This is a genomic window from Pseudovibrio sp. WM33, assembly GCF_001623165.1.
In the GTDB taxonomy this organism is placed as follows: Bacteria; Pseudomonadota; Alphaproteobacteria; order Rhizobiales; family Stappiaceae; genus Pseudovibrio.
In genome coordinates this window covers 76247-100271 of the sequence record NZ_LMCK01000048.1, presented here as the reverse complement: position 1 = coordinate 100271, position 24025 = coordinate 76247, and the positions used below count along the sequence as shown (strand labels likewise).

At 54.0% G+C, this 24025-nt stretch carries 23 protein-coding genes; 10 read left to right on the top strand and 13 right to left on the bottom strand.

Annotation, left to right across the window (positions count from 1 at the left end):
- Positions 1 to 624: 624 nt before the first annotated feature.
- From PsWM33_RS09530 to PsWM33_RS09480, 11 genes are all read right to left on the bottom strand, one after another.
- Positions 625 to 1890, bottom strand: coding sequence for an NAD(P)/FAD-dependent oxidoreductase (locus tag PsWM33_RS09530; RefSeq protein ID WP_063300057.1), 1266 nt, complete (start codon positions 1888 to 1890; stop codon positions 625 to 627).
- A gap of 105 nt (positions 1891 to 1995) precedes the next feature.
- Positions 1996 to 2697: a c-type cytochrome gene (locus PsWM33_RS09525; RefSeq protein ID WP_063300056.1), complete on the bottom strand. Its 702-nt coding sequence runs from the start codon at positions 2695 to 2697 to the stop codon at positions 1996 to 1998.
- A complete protein-coding gene (locus tag PsWM33_RS09520; protein WP_063300055.1) occupies positions 2694 to 3749 on the bottom strand; it encodes a c-type cytochrome in 1056 nt (351 codons plus the stop codon). Before PsWM33_RS09520 ends, PsWM33_RS09525 begins: the two co-directional genes overlap by 4 nt.
- Positions 3733 to 4998 carry a sulfite dehydrogenase gene (soxC, locus tag PsWM33_RS09515; protein ID WP_063300054.1) on the bottom strand — a complete coding sequence of 422 codons (1266 nt, stop codon included), beginning with the start codon at positions 4996 to 4998 and terminating at the stop codon, positions 3733 to 3735. Before soxC ends, PsWM33_RS09520 begins: the two co-directional genes overlap by 17 nt.
- Positions 4999 to 5037: 39 nt before the next feature.
- Positions 5038 to 6720, bottom strand: coding sequence for a thiosulfohydrolase SoxB (gene soxB, locus PsWM33_RS09510; RefSeq protein WP_063300053.1), 1683 nt, complete (start codon positions 6718 to 6720; stop codon positions 5038 to 5040).
- Between the two features lie 138 nt (positions 6721 to 6858).
- A complete protein-coding gene (soxA, locus tag PsWM33_RS09505) occupies positions 6859 to 7701 on the bottom strand; it encodes a sulfur oxidation c-type cytochrome SoxA (protein WP_063300052.1) in 843 nt (280 codons plus the stop codon).
- Between the two features lie 27 nt (positions 7702 to 7728).
- A complete protein-coding gene (soxZ, locus tag PsWM33_RS09500; protein WP_057463825.1) occupies positions 7729 to 8058 on the bottom strand; it encodes a thiosulfate oxidation carrier complex protein SoxZ in 330 nt (109 codons plus the stop codon).
- 23 nt (positions 8059 to 8081) lie between these two features.
- A complete protein-coding gene (gene soxY, locus PsWM33_RS09495; RefSeq protein ID WP_063287072.1) occupies positions 8082 to 8516 on the bottom strand; it encodes a thiosulfate oxidation carrier protein SoxY in 435 nt (144 codons plus the stop codon).
- A gap of 128 nt (positions 8517 to 8644) precedes the next feature.
- The gene (gene soxX / locus PsWM33_RS09490; protein WP_063300051.1) at positions 8645 to 9103 is read right to left on the bottom strand and encodes a sulfur oxidation c-type cytochrome SoxX; all 459 of its coding nucleotides are present in this window, start codon (positions 9101 to 9103) and stop codon (positions 8645 to 8647) included.
- Positions 9104 to 9231: 128 nt separating this feature from the next.
- The gene (locus PsWM33_RS09485) at positions 9232 to 9804 is read right to left on the bottom strand and encodes a SoxW family protein (protein ID WP_063287073.1); all 573 of its coding nucleotides are present in this window, start codon (positions 9802 to 9804) and stop codon (positions 9232 to 9234) included.
- A gap of 63 nt (positions 9805 to 9867) precedes the next feature.
- A complete protein-coding gene (locus PsWM33_RS09480; protein ID WP_057463821.1) occupies positions 9868 to 10605 on the bottom strand; it encodes a cytochrome c biogenesis CcdA family protein in 738 nt (245 codons plus the stop codon).
- Positions 10606 to 10665: 60 nt separating this feature from the next.
- Between PsWM33_RS09480 and PsWM33_RS09475 the strand changes: the two genes are divergently transcribed.
- From PsWM33_RS09475 to PsWM33_RS09435, 9 genes are all read left to right on the top strand, one after another.
- Positions 10666 to 11043, top strand: coding sequence for a thioredoxin family protein (locus PsWM33_RS09475; protein WP_244276678.1), 378 nt, complete (start codon positions 10666 to 10668; stop codon positions 11041 to 11043).
- 64 nt (positions 11044 to 11107) lie between these two features.
- Positions 11108 to 11614 carry a GlcG/HbpS family heme-binding protein gene (locus PsWM33_RS09470; RefSeq protein ID WP_063287075.1) on the top strand — a complete coding sequence of 169 codons (507 nt, stop codon included), beginning with the start codon at positions 11108 to 11110 and terminating at the stop codon, positions 11612 to 11614.
- 146 nt (positions 11615 to 11760) lie between these two features.
- Complete coding sequence (locus tag PsWM33_RS09465; RefSeq protein WP_063287076.1) at positions 11761 to 12108, top strand: ArsR/SmtB family transcription factor; 348 nt, start codon at positions 11761 to 11763, stop codon at positions 12106 to 12108.
- Between the two features lie 38 nt (positions 12109 to 12146).
- On the top strand, positions 12147 to 13199 hold the full coding sequence (locus tag PsWM33_RS09460) for a YeeE/YedE family protein (protein ID WP_063300050.1): 1053 nt from the start codon (positions 12147 to 12149) through the stop codon (positions 13197 to 13199).
- A gap of 240 nt (positions 13200 to 13439) precedes the next feature.
- Positions 13440 to 14066, top strand: coding sequence for a bifunctional nicotinamidase/pyrazinamidase (pncA, locus tag PsWM33_RS09455; protein ID WP_063300049.1), 627 nt, complete (start codon positions 13440 to 13442; stop codon positions 14064 to 14066).
- Entirely contained in the window at positions 14063 to 15355 is a 1293-nt protein-coding gene (gene pncB / locus PsWM33_RS09450) for a nicotinate phosphoribosyltransferase (protein WP_063287079.1), read from the top strand. Before pncA ends, pncB begins: the two co-directional genes overlap by 4 nt.
- 115 nt (positions 15356 to 15470) lie before the next feature.
- The gene (locus tag PsWM33_RS09445) at positions 15471 to 17096 is read left to right on the top strand and encodes an FAD-binding oxidoreductase (protein WP_063300048.1); all 1626 of its coding nucleotides are present in this window, start codon (positions 15471 to 15473) and stop codon (positions 17094 to 17096) included.
- 24 nt (positions 17097 to 17120) lie between these two features.
- Entirely contained in the window at positions 17121 to 18770 is a 1650-nt protein-coding gene (locus PsWM33_RS09440) for a glycerol-3-phosphate dehydrogenase/oxidase (protein ID WP_063300047.1), read from the top strand.
- On the top strand, positions 18767 to 20305 hold the full coding sequence (locus PsWM33_RS09435) for an FGGY-family carbohydrate kinase (protein ID WP_063300046.1): 1539 nt from the start codon (positions 18767 to 18769) through the stop codon (positions 20303 to 20305). Before PsWM33_RS09440 ends, PsWM33_RS09435 begins: the two co-directional genes overlap by 4 nt.
- On the opposite strand, the gene PsWM33_RS09430 is transcribed toward PsWM33_RS09435, so the two are convergent.
- Entirely contained in the window at positions 20302 to 21564 is a 1263-nt protein-coding gene (locus PsWM33_RS09430; protein WP_063300045.1) for a malonyl-CoA decarboxylase, read from the bottom strand. The genes PsWM33_RS09435 and PsWM33_RS09430 overlap by 4 nt on opposite strands.
- A 184-nt stretch (positions 21565 to 21748) precedes the next feature.
- Between PsWM33_RS09430 and PsWM33_RS09425 the strand changes: the two genes are divergently transcribed.
- A complete protein-coding gene (locus PsWM33_RS09425; protein WP_063300061.1) occupies positions 21749 to 22429 on the top strand; it encodes a cupin domain-containing protein in 681 nt (226 codons plus the stop codon).
- Between the two features lie 9 nt (positions 22430 to 22438).
- Here the strand turns inward: PsWM33_RS09425 and PsWM33_RS09420 are convergent, their stop codons facing one another.
- The gene (locus tag PsWM33_RS09420; RefSeq protein ID WP_063300044.1) at positions 22439 to 23872 is read right to left on the bottom strand and encodes a sterol desaturase family protein; all 1434 of its coding nucleotides are present in this window, start codon (positions 23870 to 23872) and stop codon (positions 22439 to 22441) included.
- Positions 23873 to 24025 lie beyond the last annotated feature (153 nt).

Genomic DNA, 24025 nt, shown 5'->3' with positions numbered 1-24025 from the left:
TCAAGCAGCACAAATGGGGAAAATACATCCAGCACTGACAGCAATCGTGCGTTCGTTTGCGTTATTAGCGTTGGGAATGCGCTGCTATGTCTATACAGCTCGCGAAAGTAACTTCGGCAACACGTCAACGATAGACCACGTTCTGTAGGATAACTCCAGCAAGCATAGGCTCTGCACTGAGGCCACGAAAAGGGGATAGAATTAATCTATCCTCCTATCTCAGATGAGGTCGATGAAATGCTCGGTAATGCACGCTGGGGATAAGTGATTTGAGCTCATTGAGTGCCAAGTGCAGTCATCTAACAACGCTGCAACTCTACCCTGCCAGCTTGTGAGCTCCTCACATGTACAGCGATAGCATGGCACCTTCCTGATACGTGTCCGAGACAACTGCTGTGGCTATCCTTGCACACCCAGCAAGAGAGCCATGCCGCTCCGTGAATCTTCAGCTCTCACAAACCGTCGGTCACGTGCGCGCAGCTCTGAGAAACCAGCCAGATCAAGCGTCCCACACATAAGCAGGTGTTCAATTCACTTCAGCCCAGTTCGGCCACCACCAACAAGACGCTCAGCAGTCCTCTCAGCATCACCTCAAACCCGCTGAGCGCTCCGCAACCCAGTTCCTTACCCAAACATGTCCGCAGTCATGCCAGCGTACCAGCCGAGGCTTTCCTCGTAGGTTTGCTTACGCAGGGCGTCGTCCTCGTTGTTTTGGGAGATGAAGCCATCCACTTTGGCGATCTTCTCATCCGTGGCCACATAGCTTGCGCCAACCTTCACGCCGTTGTCTGGTGAGATCAGCGACCAGCAGGTGTTGGAGAACCGTGGTTTGAACGCGCGGGAGCCGGTGAGGGCGTGATGGATCGCCATAGCGGCAGCTTTGGCCTGGCTGTTGGCAGAATAGCCGGACTTTGGCATGTCGCCGTTCTGGGTCGCATCACCAAGCACATGAATGTTTTCATCCATCTGGCTTTGCAGTGTTGCCGGAACGATCGGGCACCAACCCGCCTCGTTGGTCAGGCCTGCCTGATGTGCGATGCTACCAGCCTGCATCGCCGGGATCACGTTGCAAACATCCGCTTTGATGGTCTCGTCTTCCAACACAATTTCCATGGTGTTCGGGTCAACACGCTGAACACCTCCGGTAAACTCGTCGGTCAGCCAGTCCACCATGCCTGCATAATGGTTCTCCCAGCCTTCCATGAACAGACCTTGCTTGGAGAACTTCTCCTTTGGATCAAGAATGAGGATCTTGGCAGTCGGATTCCGCTGCTTCAGCACATGAGCAACCATGGAGACGCGCTCATAGGGGCCGGGAGGACAGCGGTACGGGTTGGGCGGAGCGACCATGGCAAAGGTGCCACCTTCTGGCATAGCCTCAACCTGTGCCTTCAGCAGCTGGGTCTGTGTGCCAGCTTTATAGGCGTGAGGCATCTTGGTCTGGGCAGTCACATCCCAGCCTTCAATCGCCCCTTTTACAAAGTCGATACCCGGAGACAGGACAAGGCGATCATAGGAGATGGCATCGCCGCCGGCGAGCCGAACCACCTTTTTCTCGCGGTCCACGGCAGAGGCCCAGTCATGCACGACGGTTACGCCATACTCGCTGGCCAACGTGCCGTAGGAGTGTGCCAGCTTGGACATAGGCTGGAAACCGCCAATGGCCAGATTGGAGAAGAAGCAGGTGTAGTAAGTGCGGGAAGGTTCAATGAGGATCACCTCAATCGCACCATCGGAATCCTTGGCAATGTAGCGGGCAGCAGTTGCCCCGCCAGCACCGCCGCCAATGATGACCACACGGGGCCGCTTTTGCCCAAGGGCGATAGGAGAGGACAAGAGCGCCGCGCTTGCAGCTGCAGTCCCTAAAAAACGACGTCGGTTCAGTCTCATATGTCAATTCCTCCCCTAAAGCGTATGCCCGGAAGTATCTCCGGTTTTGATAGGAATACGCGTGAAAACAATTATTTGAGCAAAGCCAGTCAAAAAGGTCCCGCTCTAATGCAATTCTTTAAAATAAGCCGCCAGCGCAGCAATCTCCTCCTCCGAGAGCCGTTTGGCGATCATCTGCATGACGGGATGAGGCCTATGCCCCTTTTTGTAGGCCCGCAGCGCAATCACAAAGTCTGGTTGCGACCATCCCGTGATGGAAGGGATCCCTTTGTCCGCTCCGCTGGATTGATGGCAACTGGTACATTCACCTGATAGATATTCGCCATATTCAGCATCTCCGTCCAGATAAGTTTCTTCGTGAAGACTTGGAGCATCCTGCTGCAAAAGGCTGGCAGAAGCCTCTGGAATGTTGGCAGGGCTCACGGAAAACTGGCGTAGATAAGCGAGCAGATCAGAGCGATCTTTTTCCTTTCTCATTCCCCGGTAGTTCATGCGTGTACCGGAGACGAGGTTCTTAGGGTTTTGAATGTAGATGTTCAGCGTGTCGATTGTCCAACGCAGGCCATCAGCGCCAGCACGCTTCATGGCCTTTGAATATGTCGCGCCTTCAATGGTTGCAGCCTTCCGGTCAAACACACCATTCAGGTGAGGGCCAATGCGGTTCTTGGCATCCTTGCCAACATCGTGGCATCGCAAACAAGCATTAAACAGGCGTTCGCCGCGCGCAATATCCTGAGCAGAGGCAACCGAAGTTGCCCCTGACAGAAAGCCAAGTGTGAGGGCGAGGGCAGGTATCAACGCTCTCATTGGGAGTGGCTCTTCAGGAATTCGATAAGAGCAATGCGGTCTTTTTCCTTCTTCAAACCAGCGAATGTCATTTTGGTGCCCTTCACAAACTTTTTCGGTTTGGTCAGGAAAACATCCAGATTTTCGTCAGACCAGACAAGGCCGTCGCCATTGAGCTTTTTCAGGGCCTTGGAGTATTTAAAGCCGGCAACCACAGCGGCCTGCTGACCGATGATATCGTTCAGGATCGGGCCAACCTTGTTCTTGGCTTTCTCTCCAACCTGATGGCAGGCCTTACATTTTTTGAAGACCTTAGCACCCTTCTTGATGAGTGCATCATCAAGAGCAACGGGCTCCGGAGCAGGCTCTGCAACTGGTGCTGGTTCTGCAGAAGCAACGTCTTCAGCCTTTGGGGCTTCAGTCGCAGCTGCTGCTTCCTCAGCTGCTTTCGTCTCTTCCGGTGTCACATCCAGAACCTGAGCCCGTGCGGTGATCTTGACTTCCGCTTTGCAGTCTTTCATGCAGACATCGCGTTTCTTGAAGACCGGCGACTCTTCGCGATCATCCATGTAAAAGCCGTCTTCATTTGGCAGGCGAACGGAGGTGAAGTTCTCCTGGCTCAGCTCAAAGTCATCCTCAACAAGATCGTTGGCGTAAAGCAGGAAGGCCGTGATGGCGTAGACTTCATCTGGCTTCAAAGACTGCGCCTCGCCAAACGGCATGGCGCGGTTCACATAGTCAAACACGGTTGAGAGATACGGCCAGTAAGAGCCGATGGTCTTAACCGGGCGATCGGATGTCAGCGTGCCGTCTCCGCCGGAAAGAACCGGCCAGCGATCAACACCCTCTGCGAAGTCACCGTGGCACACGGCGCAACGCTCGGCAAAAATCTCTTCGCCTTGCTCCACGTTTCCGCGCCCGGAAGGCAATCCCTGTCCATCAGGGCGTACATCAATATTCCATGCGGCCACTTCAGCAGGGGTGGCTGCACGGCCAATATTGAAAGAACCGGCTGTCGCCGCGCTGGTGAGCAGCAGCGTTCCAGTCGCAAGAACACTAAGAAATTTCAACATTTTCCGCCTCACCATTTTCGCCAACGTACCAGGTGTGGATTCCGTTGTTGTGGTAGATGGAGTTTTCGCCGCGAACAGCGCGAAGCTCGTTTTTCGTTGGCTGGATATAGCCCGTGGAATCATGCGCACGCGATTGCAGCAGCAGCGGCTTTCCATCCCAGTCAAACTCGAAATAGAAGCGATGCATGGACTTGTCGAAGCTCAGGCCATCCATTTGGGCAGCATGCCAGTTCTTGCCGCCGTCCAACGTGATGTCCACGCGCGGGATAGTGCCGCGACCAGACCATGCCAGACCAGTCAGAACCGTATGACCGCTCTTGTGCAAAATAGGGGCCTGAGGGCTTGGATTGGTGATGATGGACTTACAGTCCATTTCCCAGGTAAAGCGACGCGCCTTCCCGTTTTCCATCAGGTCAGTGTATTTGGAGGTCTCTTCCCTGTGGTGCCACGGCTCATCGCCCACCTCGATGCGGCGCAACCACTTGATCCACATATTGCCTTCCCAACCCGGAACCACCAGTCGCAGCGGGTAACCTTGCTCAGGACGCAGCGCTTCACCGTTCATCTTAAAGGCGACAAGGCAGTCATCCAGAGCCTTTTGCAAAGGAATGGAGCGGGTCATGGCAGAGGCATCAGCGCCTTCCGGCATCAACCACTTGGCGTTGGTCTTCAGGCCAGCTTCTTCCAGCAGCAACCGCAGAGGCACTCCGGTGTACATCACGTTATGGATCATGCCATGGGTGAACTGGCATCCGTTGAGCTGCGCCCCGCGCCACTCCATGCCGGAGTTGGCCGCACATTCCAGAAAGTAGATCCGGTTCTCCCGTGGGAAGCGCAGAATGTCTTCCATGGTGAACACAAGCTCTTTGTCCACCAGACCGTTGATCATCAAACGATGCTGGGCGGGATCAATATGAGCAGCCCCGCCATGGTGCCGCTCAAAGCACAGGCCGTTCGGCGTGATGATGCCGTCCAGTTCATGCAGCGGGGTAAAGTTGATCGAACTCACGCGGTCAGCCGTCAGCCATTCCACAGTGCGCCGTTTCACATGCGCTTCATATTGCGAGGGCACGCCATAAGGCATGGCATCAACACCGTCTCCCAGCTCCTGCATCCACGGCTGCAGATTGGTGATGGCAGGGTCATTCGCCCGTGCTGGAAGTGCAGCGCCAGTCAAGGCAGCTCCACTCAGTAAGGCCCCGCCTTTCAGGAGGTTTCGGCGGGTAGGTGACTTTAGTCTTTCACTCATGTCAATTACTCGTCATCTCAAAATCTGTCAGGGTTCGCCTCACACGCCTGTAACGCGAACGGTAGAATTGGGGTCCATTGTGATGGTGCCTTTACGGCTGATGTAATCTTCAACCACTTGCCAGATCTCAGGCCCCTCGGTGTCCTCTCCAACAGAGGCCCAGCCCGAAACCACGTAGGTCTTGGCTGGATCAATGGTCTCGCCGTTTTTCAGCAGCGTCATGTTGGTCACGCGCTCACCCACCGGCTTGGAAACGTCGATGGAGTAACCCATGCCGCCCACGCGAACCATGTCACCACCCTGCTGGTAGTAAGGGTCCGGGTTGAACAGGTTGTCGGCCACATCCTCCAGAATTTCATGCAGGTATTGCCCGGTCATCTCAGAGCGGTAGGCATTTGGGTAGGTCATGCTGGTGGCATTGTGGATGTCTTCGCGGGTGATGTTGTCACCCGGCAGCAGGGATGGTCCCCAGCGGAAGCCCGGAGACAGCGCAATGTCTGCTTCCCGCTCCTCAATCAGCGCCTGACAGATCAGGTCATCCCACGTACCGTTGAAGTTGCCACGGCGGTAAAGCAGGCTGTCGGTTGTGCCGATGACTTCTTCCAGCTCCTCCTTGAACGGCGCGCGCTCTTTCTCTATCAGAGCTGCCATCTCAGGGTCGGGAGCAATCACATCGGCAAACACCGGGATCAGCTTGTAAGTGAAGTCTTTGATGCCGTTCTTGTCGACGTCAAGATCCAGACGAGACACAAACTTACCGTTGGAGCCAGATGCGATGATCATGGTCTCACCAACCTTCACTGGCTCCGGCACCGCATCATGTGTATGGCCGCTCAGGATCACGTCAATGCCGGAAACCTGCTGCGCCACCTTGCGGTCTACGTCAAAGCCATTGTGGCTGAGCAGAACGACAACATCAGCGCCTTCCTGCTTCACTTCCGCAACCATCTCCTGAATCCGTGCTTCACGAATGCCGAAGGAAAGGTTCGGGAACATCCAGCCCGGATTGGCGATTGGCATATACGGGAAGGCCTGACCGATTACAGCAATCTTGGCCCCGCCACGCTCGAAAATCTTGTAGGGCTCAAAGGCTGGTTCGTCCCATTCATTGTCAAAGATGTTGGCACCCAAAAACGGGAAGGGTAGTTCCTCAACAATCTCGTTCACCCGGTCAACGCCGTATGTGAATTCCCAGTGCGAGGTCATCGCATCGGGGCTCAAGGCATTCATTAGGTTGACCATGTCCTGACCTTGGGTCTTCGTGGCCGTCATGGACCCATGCCATGTATCACCACCATCAAGGAACAGCGCATCTGGACGTTCTGTCCGGATCGACTTCACGATGGTCGACACCCGGTCCAGCCCGCCCATCTTGCCGTAACTGCGGGCCAGTGAGACAAAGTCCTCAGAGGTGAGGGCATAGGCTTCCGGCGTACCAGTCTGGTAGTTGAACGCGCTCAGCAAATCCTGACCGGTGATGTGCGGCAGCAATCCCTTTTGGGCACCCACACCAATATTCACGGAGGGCTCACGGAACCAGACAGGCTTCACCTGAGCATGACAATCCGTAAAGTGGATGATGGTCACGTTGCCGGTGGTTTTGAAGTCTAGAAGTTGGTTCTGTGTCAGGGACTGGCGTGCGGCCAGCACTGGAAAATTCCCAGCCCCAAAAATAGCGGCTGCAGCGACACCAGCCTGCAAGAAATCACGGCGCGAGATCATCTCCGCACCCTCCGTAGGTTATTAGAATTTCGAAAATTGTTTTAGATCAGGAGGTTGCTGCATAAGAGCAACCTCCAAAACCACTATTTAGCATGAGCGAATTCTTATCACTTGATTTCTCAATCAAGTGGAATGCGCCTAGTTACGAACAGATGGGGTCTCGACTGAAAGTCCCATCCCGCGAGATGTTACATAAGCTTCCAGAGCAATGAACTCATCACTCCCGCGCTTGTAAGGCTCAGCTCGCACCTGATCCATGCAGCCTTTAAACCGGCGGTGAATGGACCCAAGCCCACCCCATTTCAGACGATACACCGGGAACCCGTTGATCTGACCCTGACTCAAGTGGTCAGCACGGATCATGTTGCCGTAATTGTCTTCATGGCAGTTGGCACAGGCCATATTCAGCAGGCCAACACGGGTGTAGTAAAGCTCTTCCCCCTTCTTGACCCAGTCCGCAATCGGCCCGTCAGTCTTCATGGCAACCGGCATGCCACGAGATTGCAAACCGATCAGAGCCGTCATGGCCAGCATCTCGGCGCTCTCCCATTTCCACGGCTCTGCTCCCTGATGTGTTTCGATGGACGCATTGATCAGCATTTCCATGGTGGCAGGCTTGCCCATCTCGTCATTCCAACGCGGCAACTTGGTCCGCAAACCGGTAAAGTTATCCGCATCTCCATGACAATCCGCACAGGACTGATTGGATTTTCCGGCAGGCGTTTCCCAAAGTTCCTCAGCATACTCAATGGCCACAAACGCTGGATTCTCGAAATCATCCATTTGCAGTGCCTGAGTTTCAGCAGAGCGAAAACGCCAACCTGAAATCAGCTCGTCCAGTGGATGGTCATCCGCCGGAACAGCAGTGGTTGCAATTGTTTCGCCGTCGATGACAAGTTCGCGTCCGTCATCAGCAAGCGTAGCAGTGCTAAGTGTGCCGAAAAGAAGCCCCCCAGCGAGTATTGAAACCGTCCTTTTCATACCCTTCTCCTCCCAAAGAATGGCTGCCTAGGCGACCGTGATTTTCTTTTCCATGTCGTAGACCGAGCCGTCATCATCGGTCCATTCAAACCGAACCGCTCCAGACTCTGGAATCCGCATCTGAAACTCGATGTAAGGGTTCGCAGAAACAGAAGGTTCAATATCTGCCATGAACACGGGCTCGCCATTGAAGCTGGCAGCAAACTTATTGATGATCTTGCGTGGAATGGTCTCGCCGGTTTTCTTATCCTTGCGCTGACCAGATTCCATCGGATGCGAGATCAGTGTCTTGATGGTCACGACCTCGTTTACGCTTGCCTTCTTAGGCACTTTGACGCGTGGTTTTACCTTTGCCATGTGTTTCTCAATGCCTTTTCTGATTAACCGCCACAGCCACCGATGGTGACCTTGACACTACGCTTTGTCATGATGGCGGACCCGTCCGGCATCTTTGCAATGGCGACAATGTCCTGCGTTTTCGCAAGGCGAATACGGGTCTTGGCTTCCTGAGCACCGGAAAGAGCGCTGAAATGGAATGTCGCAACACCTGGGCTCGGGTTGCCTGCTGCAAGCAGCATGATGGAGGCTGCACCCGGCGCAGATACTTCAATCGGAACAGTGTTCCCGTTTTCAGCAATCTCTGGCGCACCAATGGTAATGTCACCGCTTCCCGGCTTTGCGCCGCCAGTGAACTCCACAATTGCATCTTCAACAGCATTGCCTGCTGCAAACGCCGGCGCGGTAAAACGCAGTGTCGTCAGAGCGGCTGCGCCTCCCACTGCCAAACCAAGCGCTTCACGTCTGGTAACAGTCATTAAAAATCCTCCTTGGAGCGTATCTCCCCAACAGGCGCTGAGCACTCTTTGGGAAAATACGCTTAAGCAATAATTCTGAGCGTGATGCGTAACCGGTCAGCAACGCAGCACGCTCAAGGCAAACGCGCCTATTCTTTCAAAGTCGCCAGATAAGCGACGATGTCTTCAACTTGTTCTGCTGAAAGAATGGTCTTTCCCGCAAACTTCTTTGCCACGCGGTTCAAACCTTCGCTCTTGTAGAAGGCAGGCATAATGGTCGCTTCCCCGAAGACTTCCTTCGAGTTCACAACAATCGCCCGCAATTCCGCTTCGGTATAAGTGTCTCCGATACCCTCAAGGTACGGACCTATCTCTCCGTGGAACTGCTCTTCAGCAAGATCATCATTCGCGTGACAGGCAAGGCAGTTTCCCAGTTTCCGGTTGGTGAACCATTCCCGTCCTTTGGCTGGGTCACCAACCGCACCGGTCAAAGACACCGGCACAGCCGCCTCGACAAATTGAACGTCACCTGGAGCAACAACTCCGGCAACGGCACTTCCTGAAATTAGCAGCGTTGCAGCCGCTATAGTTTTGGCAATCGCCTTCATTGCTCCCTCCCAATTACAGCGATTCAATATTTTTATGCTACTCAGATACGTAGAAACACTCAACTTAAAATTCACATAATTGAATATGTTAATATATCGACCTTAGTCTAAGTAATTGAGTGAAAACGCTATTCTGAGGCTGCTTTTTGTTTCAAAAATTCACGTGCATGAAATTTTTGAAAATGTTCTTCGCCCTCATAGCCCTTCTGTTTGACCCAGCGGAGCATGTTGAGGGTGGTCCATTTTCCAAATGAACCAGGCATGGTCTGCACAGAGGCAGTCCCTGCTGTTTTGCCAGTTCCAACCTCTTCAGGCAGGAACAGGAAGGTGGGCGTGAACACAACGCCCCAGCGACGTGCGATGTTCTTCTCGGTTTGAACTTCCCCGTCGAAGTCCGTCACCTCTTCATCGCCAAACAGGTTCATCTGAACCACGAAGTAGTTGTCTTCAATGAATTTGCGAACCTCCGGATCGCTGAAGACATTCTTATGCAAGCGCGAACAGTAAATGCAGCCGCGTTGCTCAAAGAGAATGACCATGCGTTTGCCTTCTTCATTGGCAGCGGCAAGGTCCTCTCTAAGGTCTTTGAAGGTAAGGCGAAGCCATGGCTGTTTGTGGAGACCGTCCTCTCCAACCTCAGCAAAGCTCAGTGTCATGCTGGCGAAAATCATCGCTGCAGCAAGCATTAATTTTTTAAGCATCGATCCCTCCCATAACGCACCACTCCCAAGAACCCCTCTATGGTTTCAGGACGCGGAAACGCCTCAGCTTAAAGATGTCAATCCTGGCGCATACTCAATCATTTGCTCTGCAATCCAGGAAACGGTGTTCGTCCCAATCAACACCGCAAAAATAATCAAAAGAACGCCCATGCCTTTTTCGATGGCACCAAGGTACTTTCGAAAACGGCCCATGAAACTCAGGAATGGCTTTGAGAAAACAGCTGCCAGAATGAACGGCAACGTCATGCCAACCCCATACGCAAACAGCAGCAACATGCCTTGAGAAACATCATCACTGGCGCCAGCCGTGAACAAAATAGTTGCCAGAACCGGACCAACACAGGGCGTCCAGCCAAAGGCAAAAGCCAGTCCCACAAAGTAAGCGCCAACGATTCCAGCCGGGGCCGAAGAGCTGTCGAGCCGGGCTTCTCTCAGCAGCAGGTTGAGCCGGATGATGCCGACAAAATGCAGGCCGAGAATGAAGATGACAGCAGCAGCCATGTAGCGCAGCACATCAAACCAGTCTCGCAGCAACTGGCCGAAGACCGTTGCCGTTGCACCAAGGCCGACAAAGATTGTGAGAATGCCAGCAGCAAAGAAAAACGACGTAAAAACAACACGTCGCTGGATGGCAGGAGTAACCCCGTCACCGGAAAGCTCGTTCATTCCAATACCTGCAATGTAGCAAAGGTAGAACGGTACAATTGGTAAAATACAAGGCGATAGGAACGAGAGTAACCCCGCGCTCCCCGCCGCAATGATAGTTAGATCTGGATACATATGGGCACTTGCTAAAAACACATTCTATTATTAGAATATTTAGATATCATAGATTTTAAAATGTCAATCGTGGATATCATGAGCAATTTTGGTTGGATCTCATTTGTCATTTTCGCCCTTCTTTTCAGCAGCGCTCAAGCGGCTGGTTCGACCATGAAATTGCTCATGGTCGAGGACGAAATCTGTCCTTGGTGTGAACGCTGGGAAGAGGAAATTGGTGGCGCCTACGGCAAAACAGAGGAGGGGCAAAAAGCCCCTTTGATGCGGATGGATATTGATGATCCGATTCCCAAAGACGTGACCCTGAAAGGAAAGGCGCGGTTTACACCGACCTTCATCCTTTTAATTGACGGCGCCGAAGTCCAGCGGATTGAAGGTTACCCGGGAGAAGACTTCTTCTACCCCGCCCTGAACCAGATGCTTCAGTCTGCTCCATAACAATATTGAAAAGAAATTCATCTTTCCCGGCCAGTCCGGGGCATAATTCAGTTGGGAGAACTCCATGAAATCATTCATCACAGGGGCGGCATTGCTCGCAATGTCCGCAGGCTTCAGCGTTGCGCAGGCCGAAGATGAATCCGCCTTTGTCAGCTTCAAGTCATTGAAGCCGGAAATCGCCATGAAGCTTGCCGTCGCCACCATGGAAGCCTGCCGTGAAGGCGGCTATCAGATCTCTGCTGTTGTCGTTGACCGCTTCGGCCAGACACAAGCGGCAATCCGGGATCGTTATGCAGGCGTTCATACAGTCGACACAGCCCGCGGAAAAGCATGGACGGCTGTCAGTTTCCGCGGATCTACACTGGAAATTCAGCAGGAGATCAAGGCAGGCAATCTGTCGGCAGGACTGCGTGACATCCCGGGTGCTGTGGCACTGGGTGGTGGCCTCCCAGTCGAATCTGCAGGCGCTATTGTTGGTGGAATTGGTGTCTCCGGTGCGCCCTCTCCAAAAGTTGATGAGGAATGTGCCCAAAGTGGCCTAGAGGAAATCTCGGATTTGCTGGACTTCTAAAAGGTATTCGCGGTGCAATGGTTGAAAAATGATTGCATTCAGCGTATGCCACCACTTCAAAGGTGTGCTGCAAGGTCAGCTGTAATTTATTCAACTTTAACTGACCTTGCTCACTCCGTTCCAAATGGTCTGCAGGATTTGGTTTAATGGCTATACCCATGATTGAACGTGGGATGAAAGAAGAAGACATCGAGCGCATGGTCGGCCATGCCAAGGATGCAACTGATTTCCTGAAAGCATTGACACACGAAGGCCGATTGATGATCCTGTGTCATCTCGTTACGGGCGAAAAGTCTGTAACAGAGCTGGAGCAGCTTCTGTCGTCTCGTCAGTCTGCGGTCAGTCAGCAACTTGCACGTTTGCGCCTGGATGGTCTGGTAAATTGCCGAAGGGACGGCAAGGCAGTCTATTACAGCCTCAAGGATGAACGCGCTGCTCGGGTTTTGGACCTGATTTTCGAGTTGTTCTGCACCGAAGAAAACAGCGATAAGTAATATTTAAGCTCCGGCGTTTTGGTCTTGGGAGGGATCAAATGTCCGAGGATATTCTGGCGGCACTCGCAGGCCTTGCGGGTGGTGTTTTGCTTGGCCTTGCTGCACGTCTTGGCCGCTTCTGCACACTTGGCGCAATTGAAGACGCCCTTTATGGCAAAGAATGGCTGCGCATGCGCATGTGGGCCTTCGCCATTGCCATCTCCATCGCATCGACGTTTCTGCTGGCGGATCTTGGCCTGATCGCGCTGGACCAAACCATCTATCTCACCCAAAGCTGGAACCCGCTCGCCTGCATCGTCGGTGGCCTGATGTTTGGCTATGGCATGGCAATGGCTGGCTCCTGCGGTTTTGGCGCTTTGGCACGCTTGGGCGGCGGAGATATGCGGTACTTCGTGCTCTCTCTGGTGATCGCCATTTCAGCGGCCATGGCCGTGGGTGGCCCAACAGCTTACTTGCGTGTGTTCTTGTTCCCGACCGAAGTCTCGGATGCAAGCTCAACAGGCATCGCGCACGCTCTTGCCCAACGACTGGAGCTTTCCGAACTGACAATTGCCCTGGTCATTGCCGGAGCAATTGGCCTTTTCGCTGTCAGCAACAAAGAGTTCCGCCAAAGTCCAAAGGCCATTATCGCTTCATTGACTGTTGCTCTTGCGATCCTCCTCGGCTGGGTTGCAACCAGCTATCTCTTTGAAGAAAGCTTTGAAGAAGTTGCAGTGGCCAGTCACTCCTTCACAGTCCCGGTGGGCGATACCCTCATGTATCTCATGACCGCATCTGGGGGTGGTCTGTCTTTCGCCGTGGGCTCAGTCTTCGGGGTCCTCAGCGGAGCATTCCTTGGCTCACTCATCAAAGGCCATTTCAGATGGGAAGCCTGTGACGACCCACGCGAACTCAGACGCCAGATCCTTGGTGGTTTTCTGATGGGCACTGGCGGCGTGATTGCTCTGGGCTGTACCATCGGGCAGGGCATATCAGCCTTCTCAACACTCGCAGTCAGCGCACCTGTTGTCATGCTCTCTATCATCGCCGGAGCAGCAATCGGGTTGCGTCAGCTCGTTGTTGGCTTTCAGTTTGCCTTCTGGAAGCAGTAACCGGACGCTGTGTTCGCAGTGACTTGTGCACAAAGATGGCCTTGGAGTAAGGCGCCCAAGACACACATTGCCTAAATTATAGATTTTACCTCTGGTTGCGGATTAATCCCGCATATTTTGCTTGAGTTTGGCGGAGATTATCGCAATATTTCGCGCTGGCCACTTCGGTGTATCTAAACGTCCTCGCATTTTGCTCTGCGAAACTCATACAGGACTACTCATCGCGAACAGGAAGCAACCATGACACGACCGGCAAACGAAGCTCTGATTATGATTGATATTCAGAACGATTTCTGTTCGGGCGGAGCTCTGGCTGTGAAGCACGGTGAGCAGATCGTCCCCTTGGTCAATGAGCTGCAAAACGAGTTTTCCGTCAAAGTGTTGACGCAAGACTGGCACCCGCAGCACCATAAATCCTTTGCGGACAATCACGACGCCAAGCAGCAATATGATATGACCGATATGCCTTATGGCCCGCAGGTTCTCTGGCCAAACCATTGCGTGCAGGGCACAAACGGCGCAGCGTTTCACAAAGACCTGAAGACCGACAGCGCGGACCTTATCCTGCGCAAAGGCTTCCGCCCGCACATCGACAGCTACTCCGCGTTCTTCGAGAACGACCACACTACCCCAACAGGCCTGTCGGCTTACCTGCGTGAGCGCGGGGTCGATACGCTACACATGGTTGGTCTGGCGACAGATTTCTGCGTCCGGTTCTCAGCTGTGGATGCGGCAAAGCTGGGGTTCAACGTGATTGTACACCTGGATGCCTGCAGAGCGATTGACCTGAACGGATCCCTGAAAGAGGCTTTGAATGAGATGCAAAGCCACGGCGTCAAATTCTCTGGCGAGATGGTTGCACAATGATTGATATTGCCTCCCGCGTTTATAACCACAATTGGAAAATCGACCCGATTGTTCGCTCCCTGATCGACACCGACTTCTACAAGCTGCTCATGGCACAGTCGGTCTTTCTGAAAAAGCCGAACACGCAGGTCACCTTCAGCCTCATCAACAGAGCGCAGCACATTCCGCTGGCAAAGCTCATTGATGAAAAGGAACTTCGGGACCAGCTGGACCACATCCGCACGCTCTCCCTGTCTCGCGGGGAAAGCACATGGCTGCGCGGCAACATGTTCTACGGCAAGCGTTCCATGTTCCGTGCCGAGTTTCTGGAGTGGTTCGAAAACCTGCGCCTGCCGCCCTATCATCTGGAAGTCAAAGACGATCAGTACGAGCTCACCTTTGAAGGCGACTGGCCTGCCGTGATGCTCTGGGAAGTTCCGGCTCTTGCCGTGCTGATGGAACTACGCTCCCGCGCGGTGCTCAAAAACATGGGCCGGTTTGAGTTGCAGGTCCTGTATGCCCGCGCCATGACCAAACTCTGGGAAAAAGTCGAATGCCTGCGCAAGGTTGAAGACCTGTCACTGGCAGATTTTGGCACCCGCCGCCGCCACTCCTATCTGTGGCAGGACTGGTGCGTGCAGGCCATGATGGAAGGCCTCGGCAAAAAGTTTGTCGGCACATCCAACTGCCTGATCGCAATGCGCCGCGAAGTGGAAGCAATCGGCACCAACGCGCACGAACTGCCAATGGTCTATTCCGCTCTGGCAGAAAGTGACGAGGAACTGGCCGACGCACCGTATCAGGTGCTGAATGACTGGCAGGAAGAGCACGACGGCAACCTGCGCATTATCTTGCCAGACACGTTTGGGACCGAAGGCTTCCTGAAACGTGCTCCGAACTGGCTGTCTTCCTGGACAGGCATCCGCATCGACAGCGGTGACCCAGTCAAAGGCGCAGAAGCAGCAATCAAATGGTGGAAAGCCTGCGGAGAGGATCCAACACAAAAGCGCGTCATCTTCTCTGATGGGTTGGACGAAGACATGATCGCCCACCTCCAGCGCAAGTTCCATGGCCGCGTCCGGTGTAGTTTTGGTTGGGGAACCATGCTTACCAACGACTTCCGCGGTCTGGTGCCAGATGATGCCTTGGCGCCGTTCTCATTGGTTTGCAAAGCCATTTCTGCAAACGGCAAACCAACGGTCAAGCTCTCCGACAATCCCAATAAGGCTATGGGATCACGAGAAGAAATTGAACGCTATAAGCGCGTTTTTGGGGTCGGCAAACAGATGAGCCAGAAGATTATCGTGTAACGCGGCGTATTTTAGCCATCACTCAAAATAATCCACTTGCATAGTTTCCCTATGCGTAAACTCTGTGTAGCATGCGTCACGCAGCACAGTTTATACGTGTGGGGGAGCGACGAAGATGAGAAGATGGAACGGTTGGGGCGATGATACGCACCAGGCGGAGCTGGCCGATTTTGCTAAGGCCTTGATCGCAGAGCTTTTAGGCGAGACACATCCGTTATCTGACGCCACCTTGCAAAGCGCCATTGAGCGTGTTCCGGCGTCTCGCGCACCAGACCATCCCTTACTGGATAAAACGCCCTCAACGCGCATAAGGCATGCATCTGGGCAGAGCTTTTCGGATTGGCTGCAAATGCGCAGTGGCATGTTTGAAAACATCCCCGATGCAGTCGCTTTCCCGGAAACCTCCCAGCAAATCCGTGAGCTTATGGACTGGGCAGCGCAGCAAGATGTCATCCTCGTCCCGTATGGTGGAGGCACGTCCGTTGTCGGCCATCTGGCATGTCCTGCCAGTGGGAAACCACAGATCACCATTGCACTCACGCGCATGAATCGTCTGTTGGACTTCGATAAGGAAAGTCAGATCGCGACTTTCGGAGCTGGCGTGCGCGGGCCGGATCTGGAAGCTCAACTGGCAGCCATCGGTTACACGCTCGGCCACTTCCCGCAAAGCTTTGAGCTTTCCACCGCAGGTGGCTGGGTCGTCACACGTTCCTCTGGCCAGCAATCTCTGCGGTATGGCCGCATTGAGCAGCTCTTTGCCGGTGGTACGCTGGAAACGCCAAAGGGAACATTGGAAATTCCAAGTCTCCCCGCATCATCTGCTGGCCCTGATCTGCGGGAAATGGTGCTCGGCTCAGAAGGCACACTTGGCATCCTGACTGAAGTAAAACTGCGCGTCACGCCATTGGCTGAGGCGGAGCAGTTCTACACGGTCTTCATGCCGGATTGGGAAAGCGGTGTCGCTGCTGTCCAAGCCATCACGCAAGGCCGCGTTCCGCTCTCCATGATGCGCCTGAGCAACGCAACAGAAACCGATGTGAGCCTGAAACTGGCGGTGCCAGAGAAGAAGCTCTCCAAGCTCAACATGCTCTTCAAGCTCAAGGGCCTGACAGATCAAAAATGCATGCTCACCTTCGGGCTGACAGGATCAAAGAAGCAAGTCTCCGTAAACCTGAAACTCGCGAATACCTACCTGAAGCAACATGGTGCCAAGCGCGTTCTCTCCAAGATGTTGGGCGACAAATGGAAGGAAGGCCGCTTCAAAGGACCCTACCTGCGCCACCCCTTGTGGGAGCATGGTGTGGGCGTCGATACCTTTGAGACGGCAATGGATTGGTCAGCCCTGCGTCCATACATCAACGTGGTCGAACAAAGCGTCACCAAAGCACTGAAGGAACAAGGCATTCCCGTGTTCGCCTTCACGCATCTGTCTCACGTCTATCCGCAAGGCTCCAGCGCATACACCACTTATCTGTTCCCAGTTGCCAGCACCTATGAAGAGACACTGGAACGCTGGAAAATCATCAAGAAAGTCGCATCTGAAACCGTGGTTGCCCACGGCGGAACCATCAGCCACCAGCATGGTGTCGGACGTGACCACGCCCCGTATCTGCCAGCGGAAAAAGGCGTGCTGGGCATGAGTGCTCTGAAAGCCCTCAGCAACAACTTCGATCCAGACCACCGCATGAACCCCGGTGTTCTGATCTCCGAGGAAACCGTAGGCAACACAGAACCCGCATAAATCTCAGTATTAGAGGAGGGGGCAATGGCGAATACAGGACAACTTAGCAGGCACGAAAAGCTGTCACTCATAAGAGAGCGCAGCAAGCCGTGGGACATGGTTGTTGTTGGCGGTGGCATCACCGGAGCTGGTGTTGCATTGATGGCAGCACGATCTGGCCTCGATGTTCTGCTGCTGGAAAAGCAGGACTATGCATGGGGCGCGTCCAGCCGCTCCTCCAAGATGGTGCATGGCGGCCTACGTTACCTATCTCAGGGCGAGTTCCGGCTGGCACGGGAATCTGTACGGGAACGTGAAAGGTTGATGAAGGAAGCCCCCGGTCTCATCGAGCCCATGAGCTACCTTTTTCCGTTCCGTGAAAAGCAGTTTCCAACCCGCCGTGCCTTCTCTGTCCTCCTCAACATCTACGGATACTTCGCCAGGAAACGCGACCACAAATATCTGGACCGCAACCAGACCATCGCTGCGTTACCGGGGCTCAATGAAACCGGTTTGCTTGGCTCAGCGCAATATACTGATGCCCTCACAGATGACAGCCGCCTTGTCCTGCGCGTCCTTGCTGATGCCAGACGCAGCGGTGCAACCACGCTCAACTATGCTGCCGTGAAGATGATCCATAGTGAGGGGGAAGGATCAAAACTCCTTGAAGTGCAAGATCAGGAAACCAGCGAAGTCTTTGCCATCTCAACCAAAACAGTCGTCAACGCGACCGGAGTTTGGGCGGATGGCCTGCGTGAGCAACTGGGCCAGACCAAACGCATTCGCCCTTTACGTGGCAGTCATATAGTCGTCCCGTCCTGGCGTATGCCAGTGCATCAATGCCTGACCTATCTGCACCCGCAGGACAAGCGCGGCGTCTTCATCTACCCGTGGTTGGGCCGTACGGTAATCGGGACGACCGATCTGGATCACTCTGCGGATCTGGATCAGGAAGCCGCCATCAAATCGGAGGAGGTGGCGTATCTGCTTGATGGTGCCAACCACAACTTCCCCGGCACAAAGCTTACTGAGAAAGACGTCATTTCAACATGGTCCGGCGTCCGGCCAATCGTAGGCAATGAGGGCGAAGACCCCAAAGAATTACAGCCGTCAAAAGCCAAACGCGACCATGTGGTGTGGGATGATGATGGCATCATCACCGTGACAGGCGGAAAGCTCACCACCTTCCGCGTGATGGCCGAGCAAGTGCTGGAAACCTGTACGACTTATCTGAAAGGCAAGAGCATTGCGCGGGCAGGCGAGTGTGTGTTCGAACCTCCCATTGAAACGAAGGGCAATATCGGGTTACCAGAAGCCGAACTCAAGCGATTACAGGGCTACTATGGTGCTGATTTTCCAGCGCTTATCGCAGCAATGTCTCCCAAGGGGCTTTCCTTCATCAGTGGCACAAACCGCATTTGGGCAGAGCTTGAATGGGCCGTCGTGAATGAAGAAGTCGTGCATTTGGACGATCTCCTTTTGCGCCGCACACGAATTGGCTTAGTGTTGGAGAACGGCGGGGCCGCATTAGCTGATGAGCTGGAAACACAACTGAGAGATAAACTGGGGTGGTCCATGGACAAATGGCAGGATGAGTGGTCGCGATATCAGAAGATTTGGCGAGACCACTACAGCTTGCCAACAACACAGGCATCCCAAGAGCAGGAAATGATGCATGAGGTGACCGCAGGATGACGGAAACGCTTCTCGCCATCGACTGCGGCAGCCAGAGCATCCGCGCCTTGCTGTTCTCTCCAGACGGGACACTCCTGTCCAAAGTACAAAAGCCGATCACGGATTATCGAAGTGATAATCCCGGTTGGTCAGAAATTGATCCGCTAATCCTGTGGGAGCTGCTGGGCCGCTGCTGCCGTGAACTGTGGGATAGAGGAGCTGACCCCGCTGCCGTCAAAGCCATGAGTGTCACCACACAGCGCGGCACGCAAATCTCAGTTGATGAGAGAGGCATCCCTCTGCGTCCTGCCATCACATGGATGGACGAGCGCATTGAAGACCAACAGAAACCATTGCCACTGCTTTGGAAAACAATCTTTGGCGTGGCAGGCTTGTCCCGATCTATCAAGAGCGTACGTAGCGAATGTGAAGTGAACTGGATCGCAGTCAACCAGCCCGGAATTTGGAAGAAAACCTATAAGTTCCTGCAGGTTTCCGGCTACCTCAACTTCAAGCTGACAGACCTTTTTCGCGATTCAACTGGCGCACAGGTTGGCTACATTCCCTACGATTACAAAAAGCAGCAATGGGCGAGTGATAACCACTTTCTCTGGAAGCTCTTCGCCTTCAAACGCAGCCACCTGCCAGAACTCATCGAGCCCGGAAATCCAATCGGCTATGTGAGTGAAGAAGCTGCCCAGCACACTGGACTGCCAGAAGGGTTACCAGTCATCTCCGCAGCTGCTGATAAGGCATGTGAAGCCGTCGGCTGCGGCGCAGTGGATGCCAGCGTCGGCTGCCTGAGCTACGGCACACGGGCAACGGCGACCATTCATTCCAGAAAATACTTCGAAGTGGAGCGCCCTCTACCTGCCTATGCCGGGGGTATGCCGCGTATGTTCACACCAGAAACCTCTGTCATTCTGGGGTACTGGATGGTCAACTGGTTCAAGGAAGAGTTTGGCCACCCGGAGCAGGAGAAAGCCAAAGAGATTGGCAGTCCGGTCGAAGTGTTCTTTGACGACTTGCTCAACAGCACGCCTCCCGGGTCCCATGGCTTGACGTTACTGCCCAAATGGGGCCGTGACAACGGACGTTCCACGCCAGTCAAAGGCGCGATTATCGGCTTTGGGGATGTGCACACCAGAGGCCACATCTACCGCGCGATCATTGAGGGCATAACGCTGGAATTACATCGTGGATTGAAGCGGATCGAACGTAAAAGCGGTGAGAAGATCAAAGTCTTACGTGTCTCCGGCGGTGGCTCTCAGTCTGACGCCATCATGCAGATCACCGCAGACATCTTCGGCCTGCCCACCGAGCGCCCGCATACTTTTGAGACCGCTGGTCTGGGCGCTGCCATTGCTGCAAGTGTTGGCGCTGGAGTCCATCCCGACTTCACGCAGGCCATGAAAGCCATGACACGGCAGAATGAAGTGTTTCAGCCGGACCCGAAAACGGTTCAGCTCTACAAGAAGCTGTTTGAGGATGTCTACCTGCCCATGCCGCGCAGGCTTGCCCCGCTGAACAAAGCACTCAGAAAGATTGTCGACTAGGCAACATCGCTCTTGGGCTGGGATGCTGTCTGCACCACACCAGCCTTCGCGAGCGTCTGCACCCGTTTGGACGCCACAATTTCCTTCTTATTTGCAAACACTTCGTGGTTCTGTGAGATCTTCTGTAGATCATACAGGTAATTCACCATTACCCCCGCCGATTGCTTCTTGCCGTTCTCAGAAGTATCCGCCCCCACATGCACGTCATGCACCAGCGCGCCGTTGTAAAGATGGAACCGTGCTACCGGATCAAACGGCATATCGTTCTTCCGCTTGCCTTCAAGAAGGTAATAAGCAGCGAGTTCTTTAAGGGCTGCATCAGTCTCCGGCAGCTCAATCTCTTGCTCTTTGGCCCACTTGCAGAAAGTAGGGAGCGGGGACAGCGTCACAAACGTCTTCAGCTGACTGAGCTCACGCGAAAGGTCCTGTACCACCTGCTTGATCAGCGAGTTGCCAAAGGAAACACCGGCCAGCCCGCTCTGACAGTTGGAGATCGAATAGAAAACTGCCGTATCCACCTCATCAACCGGCACAATATCCCGCTCTTCTGCAAGCACGCCTTGAATGGACGAGGGCACCCCCTTGGTCAGCGCCACTTCCACAAAGATCAGCGGCTCATCTGGCAATGAGGGATGGAAGAAGGCAAAACACCGCCGGTCTTCCGGTTGCAAACGACGGCGCAAATCATCCCAACTATCAATGGCATGCACGGCCTCATAGGCGATGATCTTTTCCAGAATCTGCGCCGGACTGTCCCAGCTGATGGGCCGCAGCACCAGAAAACCACGGTTGAACCACGAGTTGAACAGGTGCTGGAAATCCAGATCGGTGCGCGCCAGATTCGGCTGCTCCTTCATGAAGCCCAGCAAATCCTTGCGCATGTGTACCAGCTGATGAGTGGCACCGGGAACCTGATTGAGCCGCCGTGCCAACTCTTGCCGCTTAGGCTCTGCAGCTTCCACAAGCTTTCGATAATTGGCTTCCGTCCGCTCTGTTTTATAACTGGAAACAACACTCTCCAGCTTTTCTGGATCGATGTCCATTTCGCGGTTCAAATGCTCAAAAAACGCCCGCTTTCCCTCAGTGTCTGTGGTGGCATAACCATCCAGAATCTCGTGAGCAATGGCCGCTCCGGAAACGTCTCCCTGACTGCTCATCAAGGCATTGCAAAGCTCGGTAAGGGGGCGCTCATCCCGCTTGCCCATAAAAACATAACGACGATCAAAAAGGGTAGAAAGTAAATCTGCCAGCAGGCTCATGGTCAGGCGTCCCGTAGTTGCACAGTGCAGTGCATCAGAAAATCGCCGGAAGCCTAACAAGGGACTGCTGGGAACGGAATGCAACAAACAGCTTAACAATGAAGTGATCCCTAACAGCACGCTAACATCTGTAAATGAGCGACAAGTGTGCTTAACTTGAGAGCATCATGTGATGGAGGCTTCAGTGAAGATCAACGGTGATTTTTCAAAGCGAGTGGTTGAGTTCAGCGATGATATTCCTTGGGTCGCGTCCCCAATGAAAGGCGTTGAGCGCAGGCCGCTTGATCGTTTGGGAGATGAAGTTGCACGAGCAACCACCGTTGTCCGCTTCGCACCCGGCAGCCATTTTTCTGAGCATGTTCATACAGGCGGGGAAGAGTTCTTTGTTCTGGCGGGAGTATTTCAGGATGAGCACGGGGATTTCCCAACTGGCTCCTACATCCGCAACCCACCTGAATCCAAACACACACCAGCCTCTGAACCCGGCTGTACCATCCTCGTCAAACTCTGGCAGTTCGACCTTGCAGACCGCACCCATGTGCGCGTGGACACCAACAAACTTGGCCGCGTAAACGATGCTACGCGCGAAGGTGTTGCCGTCTCCCCTCTGTTTCAGGATGAGCGCGAGAACGTGCGCATGGAGCACTGGCAGGCAGGTGCAAACCACGCGGTTGAGGCCGAAGGCGGAGCAGAGATCTTCGTGCTGGAAGGCTCAATCATCGAAGACGGAGAGGACCTTCCCAAACACGCATGGCTCCGCGTTCCCGTCGGTTATGACCTCAACATCACAGCAGGTGAAGAGGGCGCCAAGCTCTGGATCAAATCCGGACACCTCCCCTATGTCACTGCCCCGCAAGGGGGATAAGAGGACCGCCTAAAGCTGCTCCTGCAACCAGACCCGACTGCTTTCTTCCAGCGCGTTGCGAGCTGATATGATGTTCGCAACATGCTCCGGGAAAGAGGAAAGCTCATAGCGCAGCGTATATTCCAGCTGTCCTTGCTCCCCGTCAGGATGCCACGTCACCTGCTGCACCGCAGGTGTGCTGCCATCCAAAACCGCTGGCTTCTCCAGCCACGGCAGTGCAGAAAGCGTTGTTTCTTCAGAGAGTTTAATCTCAGGCGAAACCCCTTTTGCAACATCCATCCGCTGCGAGACCTGCGTCGAAATCGGCAAAGTCCAAAGCACGGTGAGAAACCAGAGCAGAGCTGGTACGCGTGGGACCTCAACAAAGCGCAGTTGATACTTGCCCTCCAGAAACTGCGAGATCATCACGAGACCAGCCAGAATAAGCACCACACCAAACGCCAGCTCCCGCGCGCTCAGTTGAGGGGACAGGAAGATAAACATGGTCACCAGCAGCACCAGCAACGCGAATGAAATGCCACAATACAGCTTGGTCAGCGGTGAGATCACCGGATCAAATTTAGGGCGGTTGGTGACGCCTGTTTTCTGCAGTTTACTGGTGTTTCGCCGCCTGTCTTCTGGTCGCCATCCCGTTGGTTTGAACCACAGCCGGACCTTGTCCCACCAGCTGCGCGTATGAAGGCTGTCGCGAAACAGCATGGACCAGTGCTGCAAGTTGGCTTTCACCGGATTCCACGTTTTCAGCGGCGTTGTGGTGCCATAATGGCAAGGATGCTCTGCCTCCTCCGGCTGCCAGCTGCCAAACATCCGATCCCAAATCACCAGCGTGCCGCCGAAGTTCTTGTCGATGTAAATTGGGTTCTTGGCATGGTGGACACGGTGACTTGAGGGCGTGGAAAACACACCTTCCATCAGGGGGATACGATCAATCGCCTGGGTGTGCAGCCAGAACTGATAGGCCTTCAGCAGCATAAATTGCACAAGGAACACTTCCGGCGGGCAGCCGAGGAAGGCGAGAGGCAGATAGAAGACCCACGAGAACGCATACTGAAACGCACTCTGCCGCAGCGCCGTGGTCAGGTTATACTCCTCACTTTGGTGATGCCCCACATGGGCGCCCCAAAGAAAATTGTAGGTGTGTGCAATGCGGTGGAACCAGTAATAGCAGAAGTCCACACCAAAGAAGAACAGGACCCATGTGGCCCAACTGGTTGAGCCAAAGTCAAACAGCCGATAAGATGACCACGCCCAGATAAACACCGAGAATGTAAAGGTTTTTAGCAGCGCATCTGAAACCAGCAGGCAAATGCCCATGGAAAGGCTGGCAATGTTATCGCTAAACCGGTGCAGGTCCCGCCCGCTCATGCGCAGGTAGGCGTATTCCATCAGCATAAAAAACAGAAACAGCGGAATAGCCAGCGCCGTCACATTATACTCTGCCATTTTATTCCCCCTCGCACTGCATTCCAAAAGAATGGTCGTGCAACAAAAAAGCGTCGAGCTGCAGGCCTGAGCGAATACCAGTAAAGGACCGCAAAGGCGCTTATGTTGACTTTAACGTAAAGGCAGAGAGATGGGCTGACAACACAATTCTGA